Origin of the sequence: Pseudoflavonifractor sp. An85, assembly GCF_002161235.1 — a bacterium.
Taxonomy (GTDB): domain Bacteria; phylum Bacillota; class Clostridia; order Oscillospirales; family Oscillospiraceae; genus Enterenecus.
On sequence record NZ_NFHE01000001.1, the window covers coordinates 116,413 to 134,636 of the forward strand.

At 51.8% G+C, this 18,224-nt stretch carries 24 protein-coding genes and 1 pseudogene; 1 reads left to right on the forward strand and 24 read right to left on the reverse strand.

What is annotated here, in order from left to right; all coding sequences use genetic code 11:
- Positions 1-40 precede the first annotated feature (40 nt).
- From B5G37_RS00645 to B5G37_RS00660, 4 genes are all read right to left on the reverse strand, one after another.
- Positions 41-943 (reverse strand): HAMP domain-containing sensor histidine kinase, encoded by a 903-nt coding sequence (locus B5G37_RS00645; protein ID WP_058963736.1) that lies wholly within the window; start codon positions 941-943, stop codon positions 41-43.
- Positions 944-950: 7 nt separating this feature from the next.
- Positions 951-1,715 (reverse strand): ABC transporter permease, encoded by a 765-nt coding sequence (locus B5G37_RS00650; RefSeq protein ID WP_058963735.1) that lies wholly within the window; start codon positions 1,713-1,715, stop codon positions 951-953.
- A complete protein-coding gene (locus tag B5G37_RS00655) occupies positions 1,693-2,601 on the reverse strand; it encodes an ABC transporter ATP-binding protein (RefSeq protein ID WP_242962715.1) in 909 nt (302 codons plus the stop codon). The genes B5G37_RS00650 and B5G37_RS00655 overlap by 23 nt, the downstream gene beginning before the upstream one ends.
- Positions 2,602-2,673: 72 nt before the next feature.
- Entirely contained in the window at positions 2,674-3,366 is a 693-nt protein-coding gene (locus B5G37_RS00660) for a response regulator transcription factor (protein WP_058963734.1), read from the reverse strand.
- Between the two features lie 196 nt (positions 3,367-3,562).
- Between B5G37_RS00660 and B5G37_RS00665 the strand changes: the two are divergent.
- Positions 3,563-3,886, forward strand: a pseudogene (locus tag B5G37_RS00665) (helix-turn-helix transcriptional regulator); the annotation flags it as partial.
- Positions 3,887-4,182: 296 nt separating this feature from the next.
- On the opposite strand, the gene B5G37_RS00670 reads toward B5G37_RS00665, so the two are convergent.
- The 20 genes from B5G37_RS00670 to B5G37_RS00765 all read right to left on the reverse strand — a co-directional run bounded on the left by B5G37_RS00670 (position 4,183) and on the right by B5G37_RS00765 (position 18,165).
- Entirely contained in the window at positions 4,183-4,878 is a 696-nt protein-coding gene (locus B5G37_RS00670; protein ID WP_204217825.1) for a hypothetical protein, read from the reverse strand.
- Positions 4,875-5,681: a DUF4313 domain-containing protein gene (locus B5G37_RS00675; RefSeq protein WP_087235893.1), complete on the reverse strand. Its 807-nt coding sequence runs from the start codon at positions 5,679-5,681 to the stop codon at positions 4,875-4,877. The genes B5G37_RS00670 and B5G37_RS00675 overlap by 4 nt, the downstream gene beginning before the upstream one ends.
- A 252-nt stretch (positions 5,682-5,933) precedes the next feature.
- Positions 5,934-6,683 carry a hypothetical protein gene (locus B5G37_RS00680; RefSeq protein ID WP_087235895.1) on the reverse strand — a complete coding sequence of 250 codons (750 nt, stop codon included), beginning with the start codon at positions 6,681-6,683 and terminating at the stop codon, positions 5,934-5,936.
- 25 nt (positions 6,684-6,708) lie between these two features.
- The gene (locus tag B5G37_RS00685) at positions 6,709-6,939 is read right to left on the reverse strand and encodes a hypothetical protein (protein WP_087221820.1); all 231 of its coding nucleotides are present in this window, start codon (positions 6,937-6,939) and stop codon (positions 6,709-6,711) included.
- 114 nt (positions 6,940-7,053) lie between these two features.
- Positions 7,054-7,563 carry an adenylosuccinate lyase gene (locus B5G37_RS00690; protein WP_087235896.1) on the reverse strand — a complete coding sequence of 170 codons (510 nt, stop codon included), beginning with the start codon at positions 7,561-7,563 and terminating at the stop codon, positions 7,054-7,056.
- On the reverse strand, positions 7,560-8,117 hold the full coding sequence (locus B5G37_RS00695; RefSeq protein ID WP_087235899.1) for a decarboxylase: 558 nt from the start codon (positions 8,115-8,117) through the stop codon (positions 7,560-7,562). The genes B5G37_RS00690 and B5G37_RS00695 overlap by 4 nt, the downstream gene beginning before the upstream one ends.
- A gap of 42 nt (positions 8,118-8,159) precedes the next feature.
- Positions 8,160-9,041: a hypothetical protein gene (locus tag B5G37_RS00700; protein WP_058963728.1), complete on the reverse strand. Its 882-nt coding sequence runs from the start codon at positions 9,039-9,041 to the stop codon at positions 8,160-8,162.
- A gap of 193 nt (positions 9,042-9,234) precedes the next feature.
- Complete coding sequence (locus tag B5G37_RS00705; RefSeq protein WP_006573873.1) at positions 9,235-9,744, reverse strand: hypothetical protein; 510 nt, start codon at positions 9,742-9,744, stop codon at positions 9,235-9,237.
- The gene (locus B5G37_RS00710; RefSeq protein WP_087235901.1) at positions 9,737-10,165 is read right to left on the reverse strand and encodes a DUF6809 family protein; all 429 of its coding nucleotides are present in this window, start codon (positions 10,163-10,165) and stop codon (positions 9,737-9,739) included. The genes B5G37_RS00705 and B5G37_RS00710 overlap by 8 nt, the downstream gene beginning before the upstream one ends.
- Before the next feature lie 95 nt (positions 10,166-10,260).
- A complete protein-coding gene (locus B5G37_RS00715) occupies positions 10,261-10,704 on the reverse strand; it encodes a hypothetical protein (RefSeq protein ID WP_087235903.1) in 444 nt (147 codons plus the stop codon).
- Positions 10,705-10,899: 195 nt separating this feature from the next.
- Positions 10,900-11,583: a YkgJ family cysteine cluster protein gene (locus B5G37_RS00720; protein ID WP_087235904.1), complete on the reverse strand. Its 684-nt coding sequence runs from the start codon at positions 11,581-11,583 to the stop codon at positions 10,900-10,902.
- A gap of 89 nt (positions 11,584-11,672) precedes the next feature.
- Positions 11,673-11,918 carry a hypothetical protein gene (locus tag B5G37_RS00725; protein ID WP_087235906.1) on the reverse strand — a complete coding sequence of 82 codons (246 nt, stop codon included), beginning with the start codon at positions 11,916-11,918 and terminating at the stop codon, positions 11,673-11,675.
- Positions 11,919-11,971: 53 nt separating this feature from the next.
- Entirely contained in the window at positions 11,972-12,511 is a 540-nt protein-coding gene (locus tag B5G37_RS00730; RefSeq protein ID WP_087235908.1) for a sigma-70 family RNA polymerase sigma factor, read from the reverse strand.
- A gap of 101 nt (positions 12,512-12,612) precedes the next feature.
- On the reverse strand, positions 12,613-13,458 hold the full coding sequence (locus B5G37_RS00735) for a hypothetical protein (protein ID WP_087235910.1): 846 nt from the start codon (positions 13,456-13,458) through the stop codon (positions 12,613-12,615).
- Between the two features lie 38 nt (positions 13,459-13,496).
- Positions 13,497-14,570 (reverse strand): DUF932 domain-containing protein, encoded by a 1,074-nt coding sequence (locus B5G37_RS00740; protein ID WP_087235912.1) that lies wholly within the window; start codon positions 14,568-14,570, stop codon positions 13,497-13,499.
- A 33-nt stretch (positions 14,571-14,603) separates the two neighbouring features.
- Positions 14,604-15,419, reverse strand: coding sequence for a hypothetical protein (locus B5G37_RS00745; protein ID WP_087235914.1), 816 nt, complete (start codon positions 15,417-15,419; stop codon positions 14,604-14,606).
- Positions 15,420-15,529: 110 nt separating this feature from the next.
- Complete coding sequence (locus B5G37_RS00750) at positions 15,530-15,937, reverse strand: single-stranded DNA-binding protein (protein ID WP_087235916.1); 408 nt, start codon at positions 15,935-15,937, stop codon at positions 15,530-15,532.
- Positions 15,938-16,211: 274 nt separating this feature from the next.
- Entirely contained in the window at positions 16,212-16,817 is a 606-nt protein-coding gene (locus tag B5G37_RS00755; protein ID WP_087235918.1) for a hypothetical protein, read from the reverse strand.
- A gap of 146 nt (positions 16,818-16,963) precedes the next feature.
- A complete protein-coding gene (locus tag B5G37_RS00760; RefSeq protein ID WP_087235920.1) occupies positions 16,964-17,467 on the reverse strand; it encodes a hypothetical protein in 504 nt (167 codons plus the stop codon).
- Complete coding sequence (locus B5G37_RS00765) at positions 17,464-18,165, reverse strand: hypothetical protein (RefSeq protein WP_006573859.1); 702 nt, start codon at positions 18,163-18,165, stop codon at positions 17,464-17,466. Before B5G37_RS00765 ends, B5G37_RS00760 begins: the two co-directional genes overlap by 4 nt.
- Between the last annotated feature and the right edge of the window lie 59 nt (positions 18,166-18,224).

An 18,224-nucleotide genomic window follows, 5' to 3' on the forward strand; every position in this document is an offset into this window, starting at 1 on the left:
GAAAGTCTAAGGATGAAAAAAGAGCTGCCGAAGCAGCCCTTTAGAAATTGACAATGGGAAACACGATTTGAATTGCAAAGATACCGTTTTGCAGAGAAGCCGAGATTTGCCCGCCCATACGGGTCACAAGTCTTTGAGCGATTGCCAGCCCCAGCCCGGTTGTCTTTTTTGTCCGTGACTGGTCGGTGGTGTAAAAACGGTCAAACAAATGGGGAATATCTTCCTGCTGAATACTGCTCGACGCATTTTTAACGGTTATGACCGTTTGAGCTTCTTCTAACGCTGCGGTGATCTGATAATTTCCCTCCCCGTGAACAAGCGCATTATAAACCACATTTGAGAAAATCCGGGTCAAGGCATCTGGATCGCCCCAAATGATAGCCGGTGAATTTGGTATGACGATATGGGGGACGCATTTTTTCTGTTCAAAATCGCCATAGTATGAGGCGACAACATCCCGAAGTACACTGTGTATATCTGTATTCCTGCAATTCAATTTCAGCTCGTCGGCCTCAATCCTTGCAAATTCAAACAGTTGGTCGAGAAGCAGCTTTACAGCGGAAATTCTTTCTTCCGCAATCATTACATATTCTTTTTGATCCCCGGTTAAATCCTGTTCCTGTAAGAGCTGGATATAGCCGTTTGCTGTTGCCAGTGGTGTTCGCAAGTCGTGGGACAGACTGGTGATAGTATCCCGGAACAGGGTATCGCTCCGTTCGATTTCCTGACCCATGCTGCGATATTTTTTCAGAAGATGATTGATACTTGTAGCCAGATCCTGTATTGGCCTATCCGTTTTTTCCACCATGATTTCTGTTTGCGTATCCCGGTCTGTCAAAAAATCAATCTGCTTTTTGATTTTCCGAACCAGTTTCCGCTGATAAATCAGTTTCAGGAACAAAAACAGGGAAAGCATTGCCAGCAAGATACATAACACAATCATGCGGCCATCACCGCCTTTCCAAACCGCGCAAATCCAGCCTTTGAAACAAGGAGAACGAAACGGCTGTCGGTAAAAACAAATATACTACCAGCGTAATCAAAATGGGCATTAAATTCTCCCCAAAGGTATTGATCTGCAAGCTATGGGAAAGCCCTACCACCCAATACTTGTAGAGCGAATAATCCATATCCAATGCTGTGCTTATCTTTGTGAGGTATAGATACAAAACCCCCAGCAGAAAAAATGCGGCAATCGTGACAATTAGCCGATGCCGGAGCAGGTAACTTAGCAGATTGAGAAATGCGGTGTACCCTAAAAAGCACAGACATTGAAGCAGAAGAAAGGCTCCGATTGCAGAAAACGAATAGTCTATGTCATACCGGGATGCTCCCATTATCAAAATGGACAAATATGCAACACCAAAACATACAAACAGAAAAAACAAAACGCCAATCCATGAGGCCAGTAGTTTTCCAAAAAATAGATGTACTCTGCTTGTTCCTTTAGAAAGTGCGATACTGTATGTGCCGGTATGAAAATCTTCTGTAAAGTACAGGCACAAAAAGAGCGTCAACGGAAAAATCAGGCTGTAATCTGAAAATAGAAACTCCGTGAACGAAACCAGTGATATAGCCGGAAGCATACCATTTACCGAATTATGATAAAATGTCAGGGCAAGCGCAAAGACAAAAAAAGCAGCCAGTGCGAGGCAGGCCCAAAACAGGCGATTTTTGCGGATACGGAATAACTCACTTTGTATCGTCTGGATCACTCTTTGCACCTCCTGTCATTTTCAAAAGATAGTCGGTCGGCTCCATACCGGCAAGCCAGATTTCCGATACCTCTATCCCGGAATGAACCAGCAGCGTATTGATTTCCCCGGATTGCTCATTGCAATGAAAAATTCTAATCAGGTCATGGCCCAACACTTCAAAATCTGGGAACCGCTGGCTTAAAATCGTAATAGCCCGTTCTAATTGCGGGGTTCTTATCTTTATGCACCGCTGGCAGCTCTCTTTCAATTCCCCAGCCGTAAGCTCACAAAGCAGCTTGCCATCTGCCATCACGCCATATTGGGATGCAAGCCGGGAAAGCAGCGTATAATCTTGTCCAGAGATTAGAAGCGTGGTATGGTTCATTTCATGCAGATAGGTCAGAACAGAAAGCAGGTGTTCACATTCTCCCTTATCCAGCCCGGAAAAAGGGTCGTCCAGAATTATCATATCTGGATTTCCCAAAAGGGCAACCGCTAAATTCACTAAACGCTGGGTCGATAATGGCAATCGCCGCACCGCCTTTTTTTCTTTCAGGTTCAGATGCAATATATCTAAAAAACGGCTTTCTGTACTTCCAAAAGCAGAAGAAAAATAGTGTAGCATATCAGCCGGTGGCAGAGAGCCGATTGTCACAGATTTTTGGGGTACAAATCCAATCCGGCGGCGCTCCTGCTGATAGTCTATATTGCCAAATAATTTGAGAGTACCAGATTGAGGTCGGAGTGTGCCAATAATGGCCTGCAACAGTACAGATTTTCCTGCGTTATGACCGCCATACAGTGCATAGATTTCTCCACGCATTACCTGAAATGTGATATTTTTAATCCCGTTTCCGTCCGGGAAAACATAGGTCAACCCGGATGTTTCCAAAGCAGCCCCCAAAAAATCATCCCCTTTCCACATCGTCTTATTGTAGCAGATCGGCGTGCAAATTTTATAAGATTTCTCTAAGGATTAGCCCTGCATTTTGAAACCGAGGCCCCAAACCGTCTGAATATACTTTTCCTCTGGATTGACTTTGGCAAACTTCTTGCGGAGATTTCCAATGTGGACATTGATTGCGTTATCGTCCCCGATAAAATTTTCATTCCACACGCTTTCAAAGATATTGTTCTTTGTGAATACTTTTGAGGGTGCGGACATCAAAAGCTGTAAAATCAGATATTCATACCGTGTCAAAGCAATGGGGGTATTCCCGATTTTAGCCTCCATAGCTTCTGTATCAAGGGACAAGTCCTTAAAATGAAGCGTCTTGCCATTATTGAGGCCGGAGGATTTTTGAAAGCGCCGCAGCACCGCTTCAATCCGAACCAGCAGCTCTTGATTGTCGAATGGCTTTGTGATGTAATCATCTGCGCCGTTTCGTATGAGGTTCACTTTGCTGTCTATATCCGTTTTAGCGGACACACCGATAATCGGAATATCCATCGCACTTTTTATCTTCTCCAATACTGTTTCTCCCGGTATGCCGGGCAGCATCAGATCAAGTAAAATTAAGTCAAAAGTGCCTTTCTCCATCAACAGAAGCGCCTCGCTCCCCGAGTAGGCAGAAGTTACATAATAGCCGTGTTGGGTGAGAAGTCGCTTTGTCATGTCGTTGAGTGGCACGTCATCTTCGATGATTAAAATACTAAAAATTTTTTCCATGTCTATGCTCCTTGCCAATCGGTTTTCCTTTCCGACATAATCTATAAATCAATTATCAGATGTCTCTATTATAATTCCTGGTCTGAAATAGGACAAGGGCGAACCTCCCCTCTGACGGGAAATAAAATATCACCTCATATCAAATTTCACTTCATTTTCATAATTCAACCCGAAATGTACAATGATATAGGGTGATATGAAAATGTACCAAGATGAAAGAAGGTTTGACTTTCATGGGCTCGGTCTGGCACTGAAACAGGCCAGAGAGGCAAAGGGCTGGACGCAAGCCTATGTTGCGGAATTGGTCGGCAAGACTGACAAAACCATTATGAACATTGAGAACAAAGGCCAGCACCCCAGCTTCAACCTGTTTTTTAAGCTCGTCACGCTGTTCGATATATCCGTAGACCAGTTTTTCTATACGGAGGGCAACCGTGGCGGAGACAGTTGCCGGAAACACATTGATGTACTTTTAGACTCCATGAACGAAAAAGAGCTTGTTGTCATGGAGGCTACAGCGTATTATTTTTTCCTTTTCAAGAATACAAGGAATCACAAAAGAACTGAAAAGCCGCAGGCCGGGAAATCCCCAACCTGCGGCCTCACTGCGGCAAAATTACTCTGCCGCAATTTCCCATTCTTTCAAGTTGAACTCACTCAGCGGATAAATTTCAGAGGCAGATGCCTCAAAGCCAAGCGTGATGTCTCCGTTGCTATTGACGCCCTCCAGGACGCGCTCGATAGCGCCGCCATCATGGCGCAGCAGCATTCCGACTTGAATTTCTGCACCATGCTTGTCGTAGTATCTCAGCCGCATTACTTACCTCCAACAGCCGCCTTATCGTAATAGTGAACATAGACATTGTAATCCCGGAACCGGGTGATCATCCGAATCCAAATATACAAGTGATCTGTTTCGGAATAGAGGTTGAACTCCGTCGCCTCGCTGGTGGCCTGCGCGTACCTGCAGAACCGCCGCATAGTATTCAGCTTTTTGAAGGCAGGCAGCTTGAACAGGGCATTCTGGAAATCGTCGATCTCCTTCACCAGCTCCGGCGCTGCCTTTTTCCCAGGTCCATCGTGCCAAGTTGTCCACCACCGATGGCCGTCATAATCCGAGCGGGAGTAGGCGATCTCGCTGACGGGCCGGCCAGTAAGCTGCATAGGCGGTGTATCGGTGTGCCGGAATACTTCCTCAAAGGTGCAGATGGTATCCAAATAGCATACGCGCCCTTTTTCAGAGGCCGGAAGTCTGCCGCGCTTCACCGCATCCCATTCTGTAAGGGGCAAAGGAGCATGGGCGGCATCCCGAAGGGCCTCGTCCATGCCGCAGGCTTCACAGATCTGCACATCCGCATAGCGGCTGAGGGCATTGACCATCAGGTGGGCTGCCAGAGGGGCGCCGCACCGCAGGCATTGGGGCGGCTTTACAGCATCGCCGTCTGCATACAGCTTTTTATCTTTACGCCAGGCAGTCTCCAACAGGTCTTTGGGATATAATTTGATTTTCATGATTTTGTGCTCCTCCTTCTGGATTTCTTTATTGCTGCCCGCTGGCGGGCTTCGGCTGTTTCTTTGAATGTCTGAGCAAGAGGCGGGTCATGCCTTGCGTCGCTTTCTCTGCGGCGGGCTTCGGACCAGGGGATAGAAGCGGGCAGCTCGCCCTGAAACAACGCCAGCAGATCGGCGGCCATATCCTCCCGGCGGCGATACAAACTGCTCCGCGCAAGATTGGTGTCGCAGTCTGTGATCGTAGTCCGCAGGATAATTCCGCGCTGCTCAAAAGTGAAGCGCCGGTGATGTGACGGATCTTCGGCCTCGACCCGCAGTGGGGGCGCGCCAAGGGAATTTTGCAGCCCGCGCCACCCGCTGTAATCGGTGTAGTGGAAATCCGGAATGTAGTTTGCCAGCCGCCGAAGCGCCTGATATAGCCGCTCATATCGCCGGCCGAGTTCTCCCTTCAAGCGCCGCTCGTAGTAGGTATAACCCTCTGGGTCCAGTTTTTTTAGTTTTTTGGCATTGAAGAGGTATTCCACATATTCTACGCCGTCCTCCAATCGAACCTGTCCGGTGCGTTCTCCCAGGCCATTACGCTTGATCCAGGCGTAAAAGCGTTTGCCAGCGGACCTGATATTGATATATCCACAATCTTTGGGACATAGGCCGCCCAGATTGACCGTGAGGCTGTCCCAGAATACCAACTGGCCGAAGCTTTCCTGATAGAGTTTGATGGCGAGATTGCCCTCCGGATAGGTGGCAATCTTGATGGTCAGGGCATATTCCGTTCCTTTCATACTAAAGGATATTGGTTTCATGATTTCCTCCAAAAACAAGGGCCAGCAGACTGTAAAGCACAGCCTGCCGGTCCTCGTGATAGGCCTGCCGGTAAGGGCAGTGTGTAGGGGTGTCCAAAACACCCCCGTTTTCTTTGAAGTCTAAAATGGTATTGGGGCATTGCTTGCCCTTTTGATGCAATCATCAGGCCGCATCAACTGTGCTTTCAAAAAAGCGGAACCCCGGGACATCCATCCTTTGCTTTGCCAATGCGGCATAGATTTCTCTGTACTTCATGCGCTGTGCCTCCCCGTTGCGAGAGGGCTGCCATCAGCAGCATCGTCTGTCAGGCCTAGTTTCCAGCACAGGGCAAGAACCTCGGAATCAGAAACACGATAGAGCTGCCGCTTGGCGTACTTGGGACGGAAGCAGAAAATGCCATCATCAAACAGGAATTTCCCGTCCTTACTGCCATAGGTGCAGCTGCAGCCCGCCAGCAGACATTTCATTCGGTCAGCATCTTTTTCGATCTTCTCATGGTCGTACCAGATGCTGTACTGGACGGCAACATCCAGATTGCGGTTTTTCCGGCAGCGGTGTTCCAGAAATTGCAGCAGCCGCCAGCAGACCTCGGCACGCTTTTCCACGGTCTGATTCTCATTGAAACTCAATGTAAAGTAGGAGTAATCCCGTCCGGACAGGCCACAGCCGTGGAGCGTATTGCTGAAATCATTGCACCAGAAGAAGAGATCCCACTGACAGCTCCCGAAAGGCGCCGGCTCGGTATCCTCATACTGATAGCAGACGAAATTTTGGGCGATGGCGTCCATAACGGGCTCCATAATAGAATTTCGTACCTCAGCAGCCATAACCAGGGCTTGGCCCTCATCAGCCGCTGTATGCGCACGGCGGTTGGCTTTCTTCTGTTCTTCCGTATAGACAAATTGAAAGCGCACGGAATGAACATCGTACATAGCGTAGCCCCGTTCGACCCATTCCGGTCCTGAAGGCGAAATATAGGACTTGTCATGCCATAAGTTCATATTTATCTCTCCCTTGTGGTAATGGTTAAAATTCTCTCCATCCGGTTGTTTTTCCGGTCTTGTTGTGCCGTGCCATGATCAGGCGGGTAGTCGGTGCTGAGGGCTGTACCACCAATTCCCCTTGCTTGTAGGCAGCTTCGGCTGTTTCCAGCGCATGGGAAAGGTCATAAGCCTCCACGGGAAACTCCTGAACGATCTGTTCTTCAATCGTTACGGTGTATTTCCTCAGCATTGGGTGAGATGGTTTTTTCTTCATATTCTACTCCTTTATAAAGAAAGGGACCGGCAGACCGTAGCGGTACGGTTTGCCGATCCCTTTGTAATGATGGCCTCTGCCTATTTGGCAGAGCATTTGGCTGGCGCAGGAAAACTAAGGATGTGAAGCCTCCAAATCCTCGGATTTGAGTACACGGCCCTGTTTCTCCCGCAGCTGGGCAATATGTGCCTTCCATTCCTTTCGGGCCTGTTCTGCGCGTTGCAGTTCCACGACCTGTTGCTCCGGTGTGAGAGCGGAAAACTCATATTCCCGTTTGTCTGATTCTAAATCACGAATGACCTTCCGCATAATGGCGAGCGCCATTTCAGAGATGGTGGGAGGATGGTTTTCTATTGCTTCTCTGCCACGGCGGAACAGATCTAAATAGGCATGATACTGTGCCTCAGTGATGAACTCCCAGCCGTAAGCATCCTGAATTTCCGCCTCGCTGTGGTACTGCATGGCGGCTTCAAAGTCAGCTTGCCTTGCGGCGGCCTCTTTATCGATTCGCCGCTGCAGTTTGGCGGATATGCGCTCCAGGTCTTTGAGGATCAGGGAGCAGGCCTCCGCCTCCTGTAAATAGCCGTGAGCCTCGCTGCTCAAGTATTTTTGCGGCCGCTTCATGCCGCTTCCTCAGACGGCGCAGGCACCTCATAAATAATCTGCACAGGAATCAGTTCTCCGGGGCGGATATGCTCCGCAAGCTGCCATTCCCCGTTCCGCAAGACCTGTGAAGTGACATCATTATAGATCTCCGGGGGAGTGTGGTAGTCATTCATACACTCCGTAGGAACATACAGGCAGAAAAGCGGCAGGCTGAACACATGCAGGCTCTGCAAAACTACTTCACGGAGCTGCCTTGCCAGTGCCGCGATCTCATCCATGTCCTGTCGCTCAAAGGCGGCCTCGGAGATCTTTTTCAGGTACGGAGTATCTTTGATTGCCTCATTTATGTATTTCACGGCCTCGTCGCCGTAGTGGCTCTTGACGCGGATACCACCGAGGGAAATGTACTGAGTGTATGCGGTGGCAGTCTTACAGATGTTATCTTTCAGGTCTTTGAATGGCTTTGCGTATTTCGCTTTCAGATCTTCCATCGAAACGACCTCCAGGTTGCGCCGGAGCGTATCCAGATGGAATTCCAGGTCTTCACGCAGTTTCTTTTCTTTTTCGTCCATGTAGTCAAACCTCCAATCTATTATGATTTATGTGTCACAGCGTCAGCAGGGGCTATGTCCTGCGGATTGCTGGCGCAACTCTTTCAGCAGAGTGCGTGCCACATCGGACACCGCCTGCCAGTAAGCCTCACCGTAGGCGCAGCTGTGTTCCAGCTGGTTGGCGATCCGCTGCGGCAAATTGGGGGAACGCAGTAGTGCTTCTTTCTGTGTGTCAGAGAGCTCTTGAAAATCGTCACAGTTCTCAATATGCTCCCTGAAATCATCCCGCAGGCATTCTGCGCGGTACAATTCTGCCGTGCTGCGGCAAAATGCAGGGGAAAGAGGCAGCGCCCGCTGTTCCAGCGCAATCGAAAAATGGTTCTCACAGTATTCGCCGTCCAGATAGCACTCATAGCTGTTGTCAGACTCTTCTTCGACGAATTGGCTGCTTTCTTTCCAGCGTGGAATGCTTCCAGCCAGAAATTCTTCCCGAAGATCATTGTGAAATTGATGTAGGGCATCGGTGCGCTCCGTGAAGATCGCTTCATAGGAACCATACTCCCCATCGGTAGCCCAGTGGACGGCGACTACATAGAGCGTCCCTGTGGGATATACCTGGGCAGGATGCTCAAGGGGAACAATCATTTCAGGCCCCATAATGACCATATCCAGGCCAAGATCCTCGATGTGTTTCTGCTCACGGTAAAGCTGTGAAAAGGTCTGCTCCAGCGCAAGACGGTCCGCAGAGAGCACCGGCGCTTCAAACGCGCAGTAGATGTCCGGCGTGTCGTTGTCAGTCTCCCGGTCATCCTCGGTGCGGATTTCAAGGATATTTCCGAAGAGCCCTGCGTAATCGCTCGCTTCATTGGCAACAATGCGTCCGCCGACTTTGTAGCAGACACCCTCATGCCAAAATTCTTCTCCAGGCTGATGATAAATCATCATTGCTCCCTCCTTTTTGTGGGGTGGGGCTGGGTACAATGCCCTAGCCCCGCAGATCAAAAAATCGTTCAGTTATCCGCGACGAAAATGGCGGCACCGCTCATACACATGCAAATGAGTGGCAGCAAAAGAGCGGTAGGCTTGCAGCTTACCAGACTGGCGATCCCGATACCCGCTGGGGCGGGTCGTGTTGTGATCAGTCGTCACTTTCCTGTTCGTCTTCGTCCTCTTCCCAGGGAGAGTCATCAACATCAGTATCTGCCTCCTTCATCTGCTCGGCGGGTTGCTTTGTCCGCTTGAAGGCCAGAACAAGAGCATCCTCACCAAAATCATCTTCCTTCTTCTTGCGTTTCTTTTTCCTGCGGCATTTTTCCATGGCAGCGTCATAGTCATAGCCGATGCCGGCCTGAAATTTGCCTGCAATTTCCCTCATTTTTTCCGCATGATACTCATAAAGGGCACGATGGAAACCAGTCAGGTCCCATTGCTCACAGGCCATCTCCAGCAGCCGTGCATAGTCCCGTAAGGCATTGACTGCTTTGCAGATATCGCCATAGCAGGTCTTGAACACATGGGAGCCGTCCAAATCATGAAAGCAAAGGGAGAGTTCCTGCCCCAGCAGGAAGTCTAACTCCATCGGCTGCCGGAGCACAGGCTCGTATAATCCTTTTGGCAATTCTAAAGCGTTGTGCTGCTGTTCATCCATTGGCGTGGTCCTCCGGCGGAGCAGATACCAGCCCAGCAAAAAGCATTTGCATGGCAGTACGGTATCCAGACTCAAAAGCCTGTTCAATCACAGCGCTGTTGCGCTCACCGGCGGCCGTTTGGTACACCTCGAAAGCTGCCAGAGCTGCAGGAGTTTTGGAGAGTTCCCCGCGTAGGGCGGTCTCAGCCGCAGATACTGTGTGGTTAAGTACCTGCTGCTTTTTGTCCTGCTCCTTAAAAACACTCGGTTCGTACTCGCCGTAATAGAGGTCATGCAGGAAATTGGGCTCAATAGTCATGCCATGCGGCAAAGACATTTTTGGTTGGGTAAGGCCATCGGCAATGCGTTCCAGGGCCTTGGTGAGATGGGGCAGCTGGGCGTCAAAAAAGCGGCGGCCGCATATCGTTTCGTGAAAATTCAAAGATTGCACCTCCTGTCAATGAAAAGCCCGCCGGCGGCATATGAGCTGCGGCGGCTGTTGATTCGGACCCCGGTGGGGCATGGTTTCTTTCTGGGTCAGTCGAAACAATCGTGCTGCATAGCCTTTTCACAGGCCAGAGCCAGGCCATCCAGCAGTTGCGGAACAGCCTCCATATACTGGGCCGTAATGCCCAAAGCATCAAGAGTTTCCTGCACATCGCCGGTATAACTGTACTCATGGTTCTCCAACTCCTGGAGGAACATATCACAGATAAAACCTTGCCCGGTTTTGTCGCCGGCAATGGCATCTTCCAGCTCTTTTCGGTGTAGGGTGAACATTTCATTCAGTTTTGCGACATCGCTTTTACGGCAGTAGCCGCCTCCAAAAATGCTGCATACCTGGCGGGTGTCCGAGGGGGACAAGCCCAGCTTGCGCATTCCTTCAGCAAACTGCTGTTTATTAAAAGCAAAGAACATGGGAAATGCGTTTACTTCCGCCTGCTGGCGGTTGCGCATCTCTTGGTATTGGTTGGTACTCATGCGGCACTCCTTTCTTCTGGTACGCCTGCTGCCAGAGAAATTACCCGCCATTCCTCCGGCCGGCGCTGGTTTTGGCAGACCTTTTCTAAAATTTCATATTTTCCGCAGATAGCGTACTGTATCCAGCATCGACATGGGCGGCCGCCGGTTCCCTGCGCTGAAAAGTGTTCCAGTGCGTACATCATAGGCGCCGCCTCAGTCCAGAAGCGCCAGCTGACGAAGATCATGCAGCAGGCTGCGGTTGTTCTGTTCATACTGGGGCAGGAACGGCTGATCCAGGTCGAAGTTGTAATAGTGATAGAACAAGATCTTGAACACAGATGCCCGGCGCAGTTCCTCTGGTATGCGGCGCATCAGCTTGCCGATTTCCGGGATGGCCCGGTACTGCTGTTTCAGGAATTCCTTATCTTCCCGGGGAAAGTTTCGGTACAGCCAGTCCTTGACAAGCACCTTCCCGCCGCTGAAGTGATACTGTTGGTTATCATCAAAACAGAGGCAGTATTCAAAATCCCGGCCGCGCTCACCGGGCCCCGCCGAAAACGGGTAAAGGCGGCAGGTTCGAGGGCGGGCGGCATAGATACTGCACTGGTTGCCCTGCAGAAAAACACAGGATGCTTCTGCTCCAACCGTTTTGAGTGTGTAAATGGGATACCCTTCATCGGTGAGCGGTGTGGGCTCGCAGTATTGGAGAAGCACATCATCCGTACTGCGGACACCGCAATGCTGCTCTCGAAGGTGTTTTGCCATCCGGTAGGCGTCCAGGCTTTCCACCATGACACAGCCCTCAATGCGGCGGCAGCAATGGCCGCATTGGCTGCACTGGTATGTGACAAACTCCTTGGCGCTTACGGAAACAGCAAGGGTTTTGGATTGTTCCATACATTCCTCCATAAAAAAGGCCGCGGCAGACAAGTGTGCCTGCCACGGCCGGGACCTATGGGGCATTACCCCTTATTGTTTTGACTTCTCTACGCGCACGCGGCCAGAACCGTCGGGAGCGGGCTGGCGGCCGCCAGCGGGAAAGGATCCATCGAAAGGAAGTAGTTGGAGTTGAGCGTTTCGAAATGCACCAGATCCCCGGACTGCTGATGGATCGCCACAACGGGCGAGGTCCGGTAGTCGGAGCCGTTGGCACGCAGGAAGGCGCAGTGGCCGAGAACCAGCGGGCACAAAAGCATTCCGTGCATTACAATGGACTTTTTCGATTTCGTCATAATAATCAGCCTCCATTCAATTTTAACTTTGACCTGCCAGGGACGACAGGCATCTACTCATAGCACAACTCCAGGAACACCGCGCGAACCTCTTCCAGAAGCTCCTTGATACGTTTCATGGGGAGTTTTTCGTGGCTGGCGATCTCACGGATGCCGTAGCCGCAGCCCTTCATACGGACGATGTTCATTTGCTGTCTGGAGACACGGCCAGCCAGGTCGTGAAGCAGCTGCTTCATCTCAAATTCCTGCATCAGATCATCCTGCGCCGGCAGCAGTTCCTCCAGGGGCACTCCGTCCGGGTACAGGCCAATGTGAATGCTGAGGATTTCAGCGTTGCGCTTGCGGCGTTCTTGACTACGGAAATAGTCATAGAGGCGAAACCTCATTTGCCTTATGGCGATTGTGCTGAAAGAATACTCTTGGGCAGATGTGCTATCGCAGTAATCCCGTACTGCCTTCAGGTAAGGGAAAATGACGACATCATAAAACTCGTCTTCCGGCAGGTGGTTGTCGTTCAAAAATTTGTAGACCAAGCCGTGATGTTCAGCGGCAAACTCCTGTTGCTCCTTCGTTAACGGTACTTCACATAACATATATATTTCCTCCAGTCTAAAGCAAAAAAGGGATACCCCCGGCGAGAGCCGAAGGTATCCCTTGATGACATGTCATGCAGCTGAGGCCGCAACAAAACTCATTACGCAGGCAGCTTCTCGTAGCTGCCGTTGATCTCGCCGACCACATAGCTCCCATCGGGGCTGCCGGGCGCCGTAGCGGACTCCGGGATTACATAGTCGCAGTCGTTGGCACGCTGCTCCTCGTTGATCAGGGCCCGCTGGATGTTGATAGCCTTAATCTGCTCCTTAAAGCCATTGGCATAGGCGCGGATCTGAGCCAGTTCCTCGCCCTGGAAGTCGCGCACAAGGCGGAAAGTGGCAACGCTGTAGTCGTTGCTGCCATTGTTCTCCTTCTTGAGCCCAATCTGGATCAGGCTGCCATAGGTGGCGCGCCGGCGGTAGACAAAGGCCCGGTTCAGGAACTCCTTGAACGGCTTGATGCTGGTAGGCGGCAGAGAAATCAGCAGAGGCATATACTCGCCGCTGCGCAGCAGGTAGATGTCCCGCATATTCTTGCAGGCCTTGCCGCGGCCGCCGTCTCTGGCCGAACCGTATGCGTTCATCGGGCAGGTGGCGCAGGCGCCGCCCGGTTCCCCGATGCCGGTCTTGCCGTCCACAGAAGAGCAGAGAGGCTTGGTGTCCTCGTCATACTCGCTGCCTTCCGACCACAGGGTATAGGCAGAATGATTGTAGAGAATGACTCCTTCCAGGGTCCGGGCATAATCCGGATTGTCGGGGTCTTCCGTGGGGATCTCGAACTGCAGGGCGCCGCCGGCGGGAATTTTCACCCGCTGGAAACTCATCATCTGCAGGCCGTCCGCATCCTCCGCGATCTCATCGCTGCTGAAATCACCCTCCACCATCGCAGGGAGCAGGAAAGTGTTCCGCTCAGGAGTGTTCATCATAGAAGTGTTCTGTTCGTACATAGTTCGTTCCTCCTTAAAATTGGATGGTTGGCAGCCACTCAGGCGGCCAGCTGGTTGATACGGCTCCACTGCCTTGCCGGCATGGAGAGAATGTTGTAACCGATGCCCTCCAGTGCAGTCGCCCGGTCATAGTCCGGGACATCCTGGCTGTGGCGGGTCACCGCATTGGATAAACCATAGAGCGTCAGGTCGTTGCCCTCGATCAGCCGCTGCAGCACACCGGAGCTTTCCTCATCAGTGATATGGAAGTCCCTGCTGACCAGCTTGACAATGCCGGGGACATCGGTGGTATTCATGCGAGCCTCCTTGGCCTCCCGCATCATGTTGACTACACGGGTAAAGCGCACCTCGTCTACCACGGCCCGCACCGTGTCCTGGATCTTCATGGCAAAGGCTTTGTCGTCGGCCTCCAGCGTCTTTTCCGAATACAGCTGATAGTTCTCCGAAGCCTCGTTGACGCGGCCCACATGGTTGCGGCGCGTCTGGGCATCGTTGACTACCATACCGTTACTGCATACCAGCCGGTAGACCAGCGGCTGGATGTTCACCGAACCGAGTCCCACCTCGCTGTTGCTGATGATGATGCCGGACTGAACGATGTCGCCAGGCACGACCTCGGCCTCCAGGCGGGTGTTGACTACCTTGATATACATGCGGCTTTCCGTGAGCTGGCAGCTCTCAAAGTGCATTCCCTCCATATCCTGAAGGACGGGAAGGACGATACTCGCAATATCAAGGTTGTCAATGCGCCGGTAGCGGTTGCTTAAAAATGCCCGTGCCGTACCCTCAATGGTGCGGATCATACGGACAGAGGGCTCCCGCTGGAACCAGGCGTTCACATTCTGCGCCAGCAGCTGGGGATATTCCTCCATCATCTTGTCATAGTAGGCTGCCGGGATCTTCAGGTGTGTGCCGATCTGCCGGTGGGCAATGGAATTAACCTCCAGCGGTTCAAGCGCCGGGACACCGGACTGGTCATAGGCGTTGAGGTACAGCTTCGAGTCAAAAGGCTCCAGACGAAGGCTGCGGGTGTCCAGCATATAGTCGGCTTTCAAATCAGCCTGGCGCTGGATCTCCTTTGCCATGTCTACAAGACTGATCCCTGATTTCATTGTGATTTCACTCCCCTCTCTGGGTGATGGCGGTCACCAGGAGACCTGGATGCCCTGCGCCGTGGTTTCAGCCGACAGGCCCTTGCTTTCAAACACTTCCACCAAGCGGGGCCAGTAGACCTTCGCGGGAAAGTTCGCAAGATGTTCCTGCGGCACCAGTTCATCGTCCTGCTGGATGCAGATGTCGCCGTTTTCCCGCAATGTGAGCTTGCTGTGTCCACGGGAATTCAGGTCGGCGATCAGTGTTTCCATGACTTCGCGCCCACAGTTTTCGTACCAGATGCGCGGGTCAATGGGCTGCTTGTTGGGTGGGATATTGGCCTCATCGCCCTGTTCTGTGCCAGCCTTGGACAGAGGCACGATTTTGAGCAGGTCACACTTGATAGTCGCGTCCTGGCCGAATGTGATGTCTGCATGGTCGAATCCATCTACATTATGAAGCCGGATACGCCCAGTTCCGTTGGTGCGGATCAGCTCTGCCGGCCGTTTTTCACACCACTCAAAGCAGGCGTCAGCATACGACGAGCGCAGATAGGCCAGAATCCGATGGTTGGCATAACGGAGCAGCAGGTCGTCTGAAACAGGTTCCTCCAGTTCCGGGACCTGGAATGTGCTCTGGGAAATGCCTTCAGCGTGCAGCCGGCGCTCTCTCTGCTGGCGCTGCCGGCGGCGTTTGGCCTGCTGCATATACGGGAGCAGGAGGATCAGAACGACCCAAAGCCCCCAAAGGGTGAATACCCCAATCAGCAGCCACGCCTGCCACGGCCCGCGCACCAGAGCCATGATGGCAATGACAGCACCGATCAAAATGGTGATGCTGCCGCTCAAAAGTCCTTTGTCATTACTCATTTCTTTACCGTCCTTCCTTTAGAATTTTGCCTGAAAACAAAAAAAGAGGGACCGCACCAAGCTTCAGATCATTCTGAAAACTTGATACGGTCCCTCTTGGATGCCGGGAGCTATTCCGGCAGGGGTTCACGGTCGCCGTTCATCACCTCGGGAGGTGACGGAACAGGCGCCGCGTCGTCAGGGTCATGCTGTCCACTTTCGGATTTTGCTTTGGAGGACTGCCCGGGGAGAAATCCAAAGTCCGTCAGCCATATTTTCAGCTTCTTGACTGTGGTTCCGTCCTTTTGGCGAACATCCACCAGTTTTTGCGATCCGGTGAGCCAGATCATGCTTCCCTTTTTGACCTTGAGCCGCATGAGCCGGGTAACATCGTCACCGCGGGCCCATACCTGGTAGTAGTCCGGCGGGGTGTTGCCGGAACGCTCCATCAGGTCGAAACAGACATATTGCTGTTTTGACTGGCCCTCTTTCGGGACAAGCTCGTGCATGACTCGGCCAAATACAACGATTTGTGCCATAACACTTCCTTTCTTCGCCTCTGGCGTTAATATCTATATATAAAAAGTGCCAGCGGATACCAGCCCCGAAAGGGCGCGGCAATACCACTGACACTTGATACAGCATACAACCTTGACTGCGTGTGCAATGCAGATTTTTAATCTGCGGTACAGAAGCTAAGTCTGTATCCCACAAGGGGAAACGCACAAAAATCAATTACAGGATAAGTGTAGCACTATATCTTGTGTTTGTCAAGTGGTATTATACTATATATAGATATTTAAGCGAGGCGAATCACAATATATGGTTCATGTCGCGGTAGTAATCATCCAGCAGATAGAATTTGAGTGCTCGGGCTGCCGGCGTCCCGTAGCTGAATATCAGACGATAGAGATTGCCTGTCCCATCCACGCCGAAGGGACCGAGCCAGTGGGAGATGGTGTTGCCATCGAGATACCAGAGCTGAATATCCCGGTAATCATCTTCACTGACAAGCCCGGAAGAAGCCAGACGATAGGCGTCTTCCTCGTCGATCATGGGGTGGGAAAGAAAATGGCGGTAGAGCTCCTCCGACAGCCCAAGGGCCTGCTGGTAGGTCAGGGGATTGGGGTGGTCCAGCCACCAGCGGGTAATATCTTCAAAAGTACGCAGACGCGGTTTGGGATTGAGGGCCCGGAAGCGCCGGATGAAATCTTTGATTTTTTCCAGGTCGGCCGGCGGAGGGAGCGGGATCTCACGCACTTCGTCATCTAAAAAGCCGAAAGCAAGCTGCTCGCCGGTTTCATCCTCCAGCAAGAGCGAGGTGCGGGACAGCGGTGAGACCAGGAAATGCTCCATTGCAAAGGTGTCGTCCAGAAAACGCTGGATTTTGTATTGCTCAATGGTGTGGGGCTTATACATTGGGATGGACCTCCTTTTAAGTATTCCGCCTATTAAATAGGAAAAAGAAATCAATTTTCTGCAAGATCATTTGCTTTTTTATAAGACTGTCAAAAATAGAGGGATACGGCACTGAAGCTATGGCTTTGGTGCCGTATCCCTATTTCTTACTCATGGGGTGTTTGCTCCCTGCTTTCCAGCTCTTCATCACAGGATGCTGCGTTCTCCAGTACCTCGTATCCAAGAAAACTATTGGTGGAGAGGGCAGCGTCCAGATAGTCGTTTCCGACGGCAGGCCGGCTCCCTTTTTGAAAATAAAAGCGGTAGCGGACGCCAATCTGGAACTTGGCAGTTTTGCTCAACAGCAAGGTGCGTTCCGCACCCTGTTCATCAATCAGCTGGATCTTGCGGTAACGACGCAACATAGGGGTGCTGACGCCGGCGCAGATTCCTTCCACCACTTCGTACCGGCCCCGGGCGGCGGTGCGCCACAGGCTGCTGCCCAGCACCAGAGAAGCGGCAAAAATGAATCCACCCAGCACCAGAAGGATGCGGTCTGCGGCGACAGTGAAGATAACAAGGCTGACTGCGATGCTGGCGACTCCGGCCAGAAATGTCAGCAGGATCTTGCGGCGCAGGACAAAGGGAAATTGACTCCATTGGTTTTTCATGTGCTGATCCTTTCAAAAATGATTTGCTGGCGCAGATACAGGTTGGCAACGGCCAGCGTTACAGCCTGGCTGCTCCGGCTGTTCTTCATCAGGCTGGCGATATTCTGGCAGGTGGTCTCGCTGTCGCCATACACCTTCTCCATCAGGACCCGCTCACTGGGGAGGGAGAAGACATCCTGCTCCACACATTTGATGATTTCAGCAGTGGAAAGCAGGGCCTGCCGGGAAAGCCGCATGACGCGGGATTCATAGTCGGTCCGGCGGTCTTTGCGAAACAGCTTCAGCGCCTGCCCGACTGAAACCCGACGGCTGAATACCAGCTTCATAAACGATACGCCGCGCACCAGGGCAGAGCCGCTGGTAGGAATGATGCCCAGGGAACTCAATAGATCATACAGCGCATCGTATTCGGTCTCCCCGCAGCCGGAAACCAGCAGGCCGCGGGTAAGCAGGCGGTTCACGCAGTCATCCCAGGGCCGGCTGACAGCACCGCCCATAGATGAGGCCAGCTTATCGCACTGAAAAGAAATATCCTCCCACTTGGAGATCCGCCAATTCAGGGCAGTCCAAACAACCAGCTCCTGCATATCCACCATGTAGGGCTGACCGCCAAGGCGGATGACCGGGCAGGACCGGCCGCAGCCATTGGTTTCCCGCTCCAGACGGCCGATAGCAGTATATAAGGTTTTCTGTTCCATTGATCAATGCCTCCTTTTATATATCCTTTACTGCGGGAAGGCCGTGGTTTTCAACAGAT

Excerpts from the sequence above, each read along its gene's own strand:
- B5G37_RS00645 (WP_058963736.1), bottom strand. The coding sequence starts at position 943 with ATGATTGTGTTATGTATCTTGCTGGCAATGCTTTCCCTGTTTTTGTTC.
- B5G37_RS00660 (WP_058963734.1), bottom strand. The coding sequence starts at position 3,366 with ATGGAAAAAATTTTTAGTATTTTAATCATCGAAGATGACGTGCCACTC.
- B5G37_RS00670 (WP_204217825.1), bottom strand. The coding sequence starts at position 4,878 with ATGAAAATCAAATTATATCCCAAAGACCTGTTGGAGACTGCCTGGCGT.
- B5G37_RS00675 (WP_087235893.1), bottom strand. The coding sequence starts at position 5,681 with ATGAAACCAATATCCTTTAGTATGAAAGGAACGGAATATGCCCTGACC.
- B5G37_RS00680 (WP_087235895.1), bottom strand. The coding sequence starts at position 6,683 with ATGAACTTATGGCATGACAAGTCCTATATTTCGCCTTCAGGACCGGAA.
- B5G37_RS00685 (WP_087221820.1), bottom strand. The coding sequence starts at position 6,939 with ATGAAGAAAAAACCATCTCACCCAATGCTGAGGAAATACACCGTAACG.
- B5G37_RS00690 (WP_087235896.1), bottom strand. The coding sequence starts at position 7,563 with ATGAAGCGGCCGCAAAAATACTTGAGCAGCGAGGCTCACGGCTATTTA.
- B5G37_RS00695 (WP_087235899.1), bottom strand. The coding sequence starts at position 8,117 with ATGGACGAAAAAGAAAAGAAACTGCGTGAAGACCTGGAATTCCATCTG.
- B5G37_RS00700 (WP_058963728.1), bottom strand. The coding sequence starts at position 9,041 with ATGATGATTTATCATCAGCCTGGAGAAGAATTTTGGCATGAGGGTGTC.
- B5G37_RS00705 (WP_006573873.1), bottom strand. The coding sequence starts at position 9,744 with ATGGATGAACAGCAGCACAACGCTTTAGAATTGCCAAAAGGATTATAC.
- B5G37_RS00715 (WP_087235903.1), bottom strand. The coding sequence starts at position 10,704 with ATGAGTACCAACCAATACCAAGAGATGCGCAACCGCCAGCAGGCGGAA.
- B5G37_RS00720 (WP_087235904.1), bottom strand. The coding sequence starts at position 11,583 with ATGGAACAATCCAAAACCCTTGCTGTTTCCGTAAGCGCCAAGGAGTTT.
- B5G37_RS00725 (WP_087235906.1), bottom strand. The coding sequence starts at position 11,918 with ATGACGAAATCGAAAAAGTCCATTGTAATGCACGGAATGCTTTTGTGC.
- B5G37_RS00730 (WP_087235908.1), bottom strand. The coding sequence starts at position 12,511 with ATGTTATGTGAAGTACCGTTAACGAAGGAGCAACAGGAGTTTGCCGCT.
- B5G37_RS00735 (WP_087235910.1), bottom strand. The coding sequence starts at position 13,458 with ATGTACGAACAGAACACTTCTATGATGAACACTCCTGAGCGGAACACT.
- B5G37_RS00740 (WP_087235912.1), bottom strand. The coding sequence starts at position 14,570 with ATGAAATCAGGGATCAGTCTTGTAGACATGGCAAAGGAGATCCAGCGC.
- B5G37_RS00745 (WP_087235914.1), bottom strand. The coding sequence starts at position 15,419 with ATGAGTAATGACAAAGGACTTTTGAGCGGCAGCATCACCATTTTGATC.
- B5G37_RS00750 (WP_087235916.1), bottom strand. The coding sequence starts at position 15,937 with ATGGCACAAATCGTTGTATTTGGCCGAGTCATGCACGAGCTTGTCCCG.
- B5G37_RS00755 (WP_087235918.1), bottom strand. The coding sequence starts at position 16,817 with ATGTATAAGCCCCACACCATTGAGCAATACAAAATCCAGCGTTTTCTG.
- B5G37_RS00760 (WP_087235920.1), bottom strand. The coding sequence starts at position 17,467 with ATGAAAAACCAATGGAGTCAATTTCCCTTTGTCCTGCGCCGCAAGATC.
- B5G37_RS00765 (WP_006573859.1), bottom strand. The coding sequence starts at position 18,165 with ATGGAACAGAAAACCTTATATACTGCTATCGGCCGTCTGGAGCGGGAA.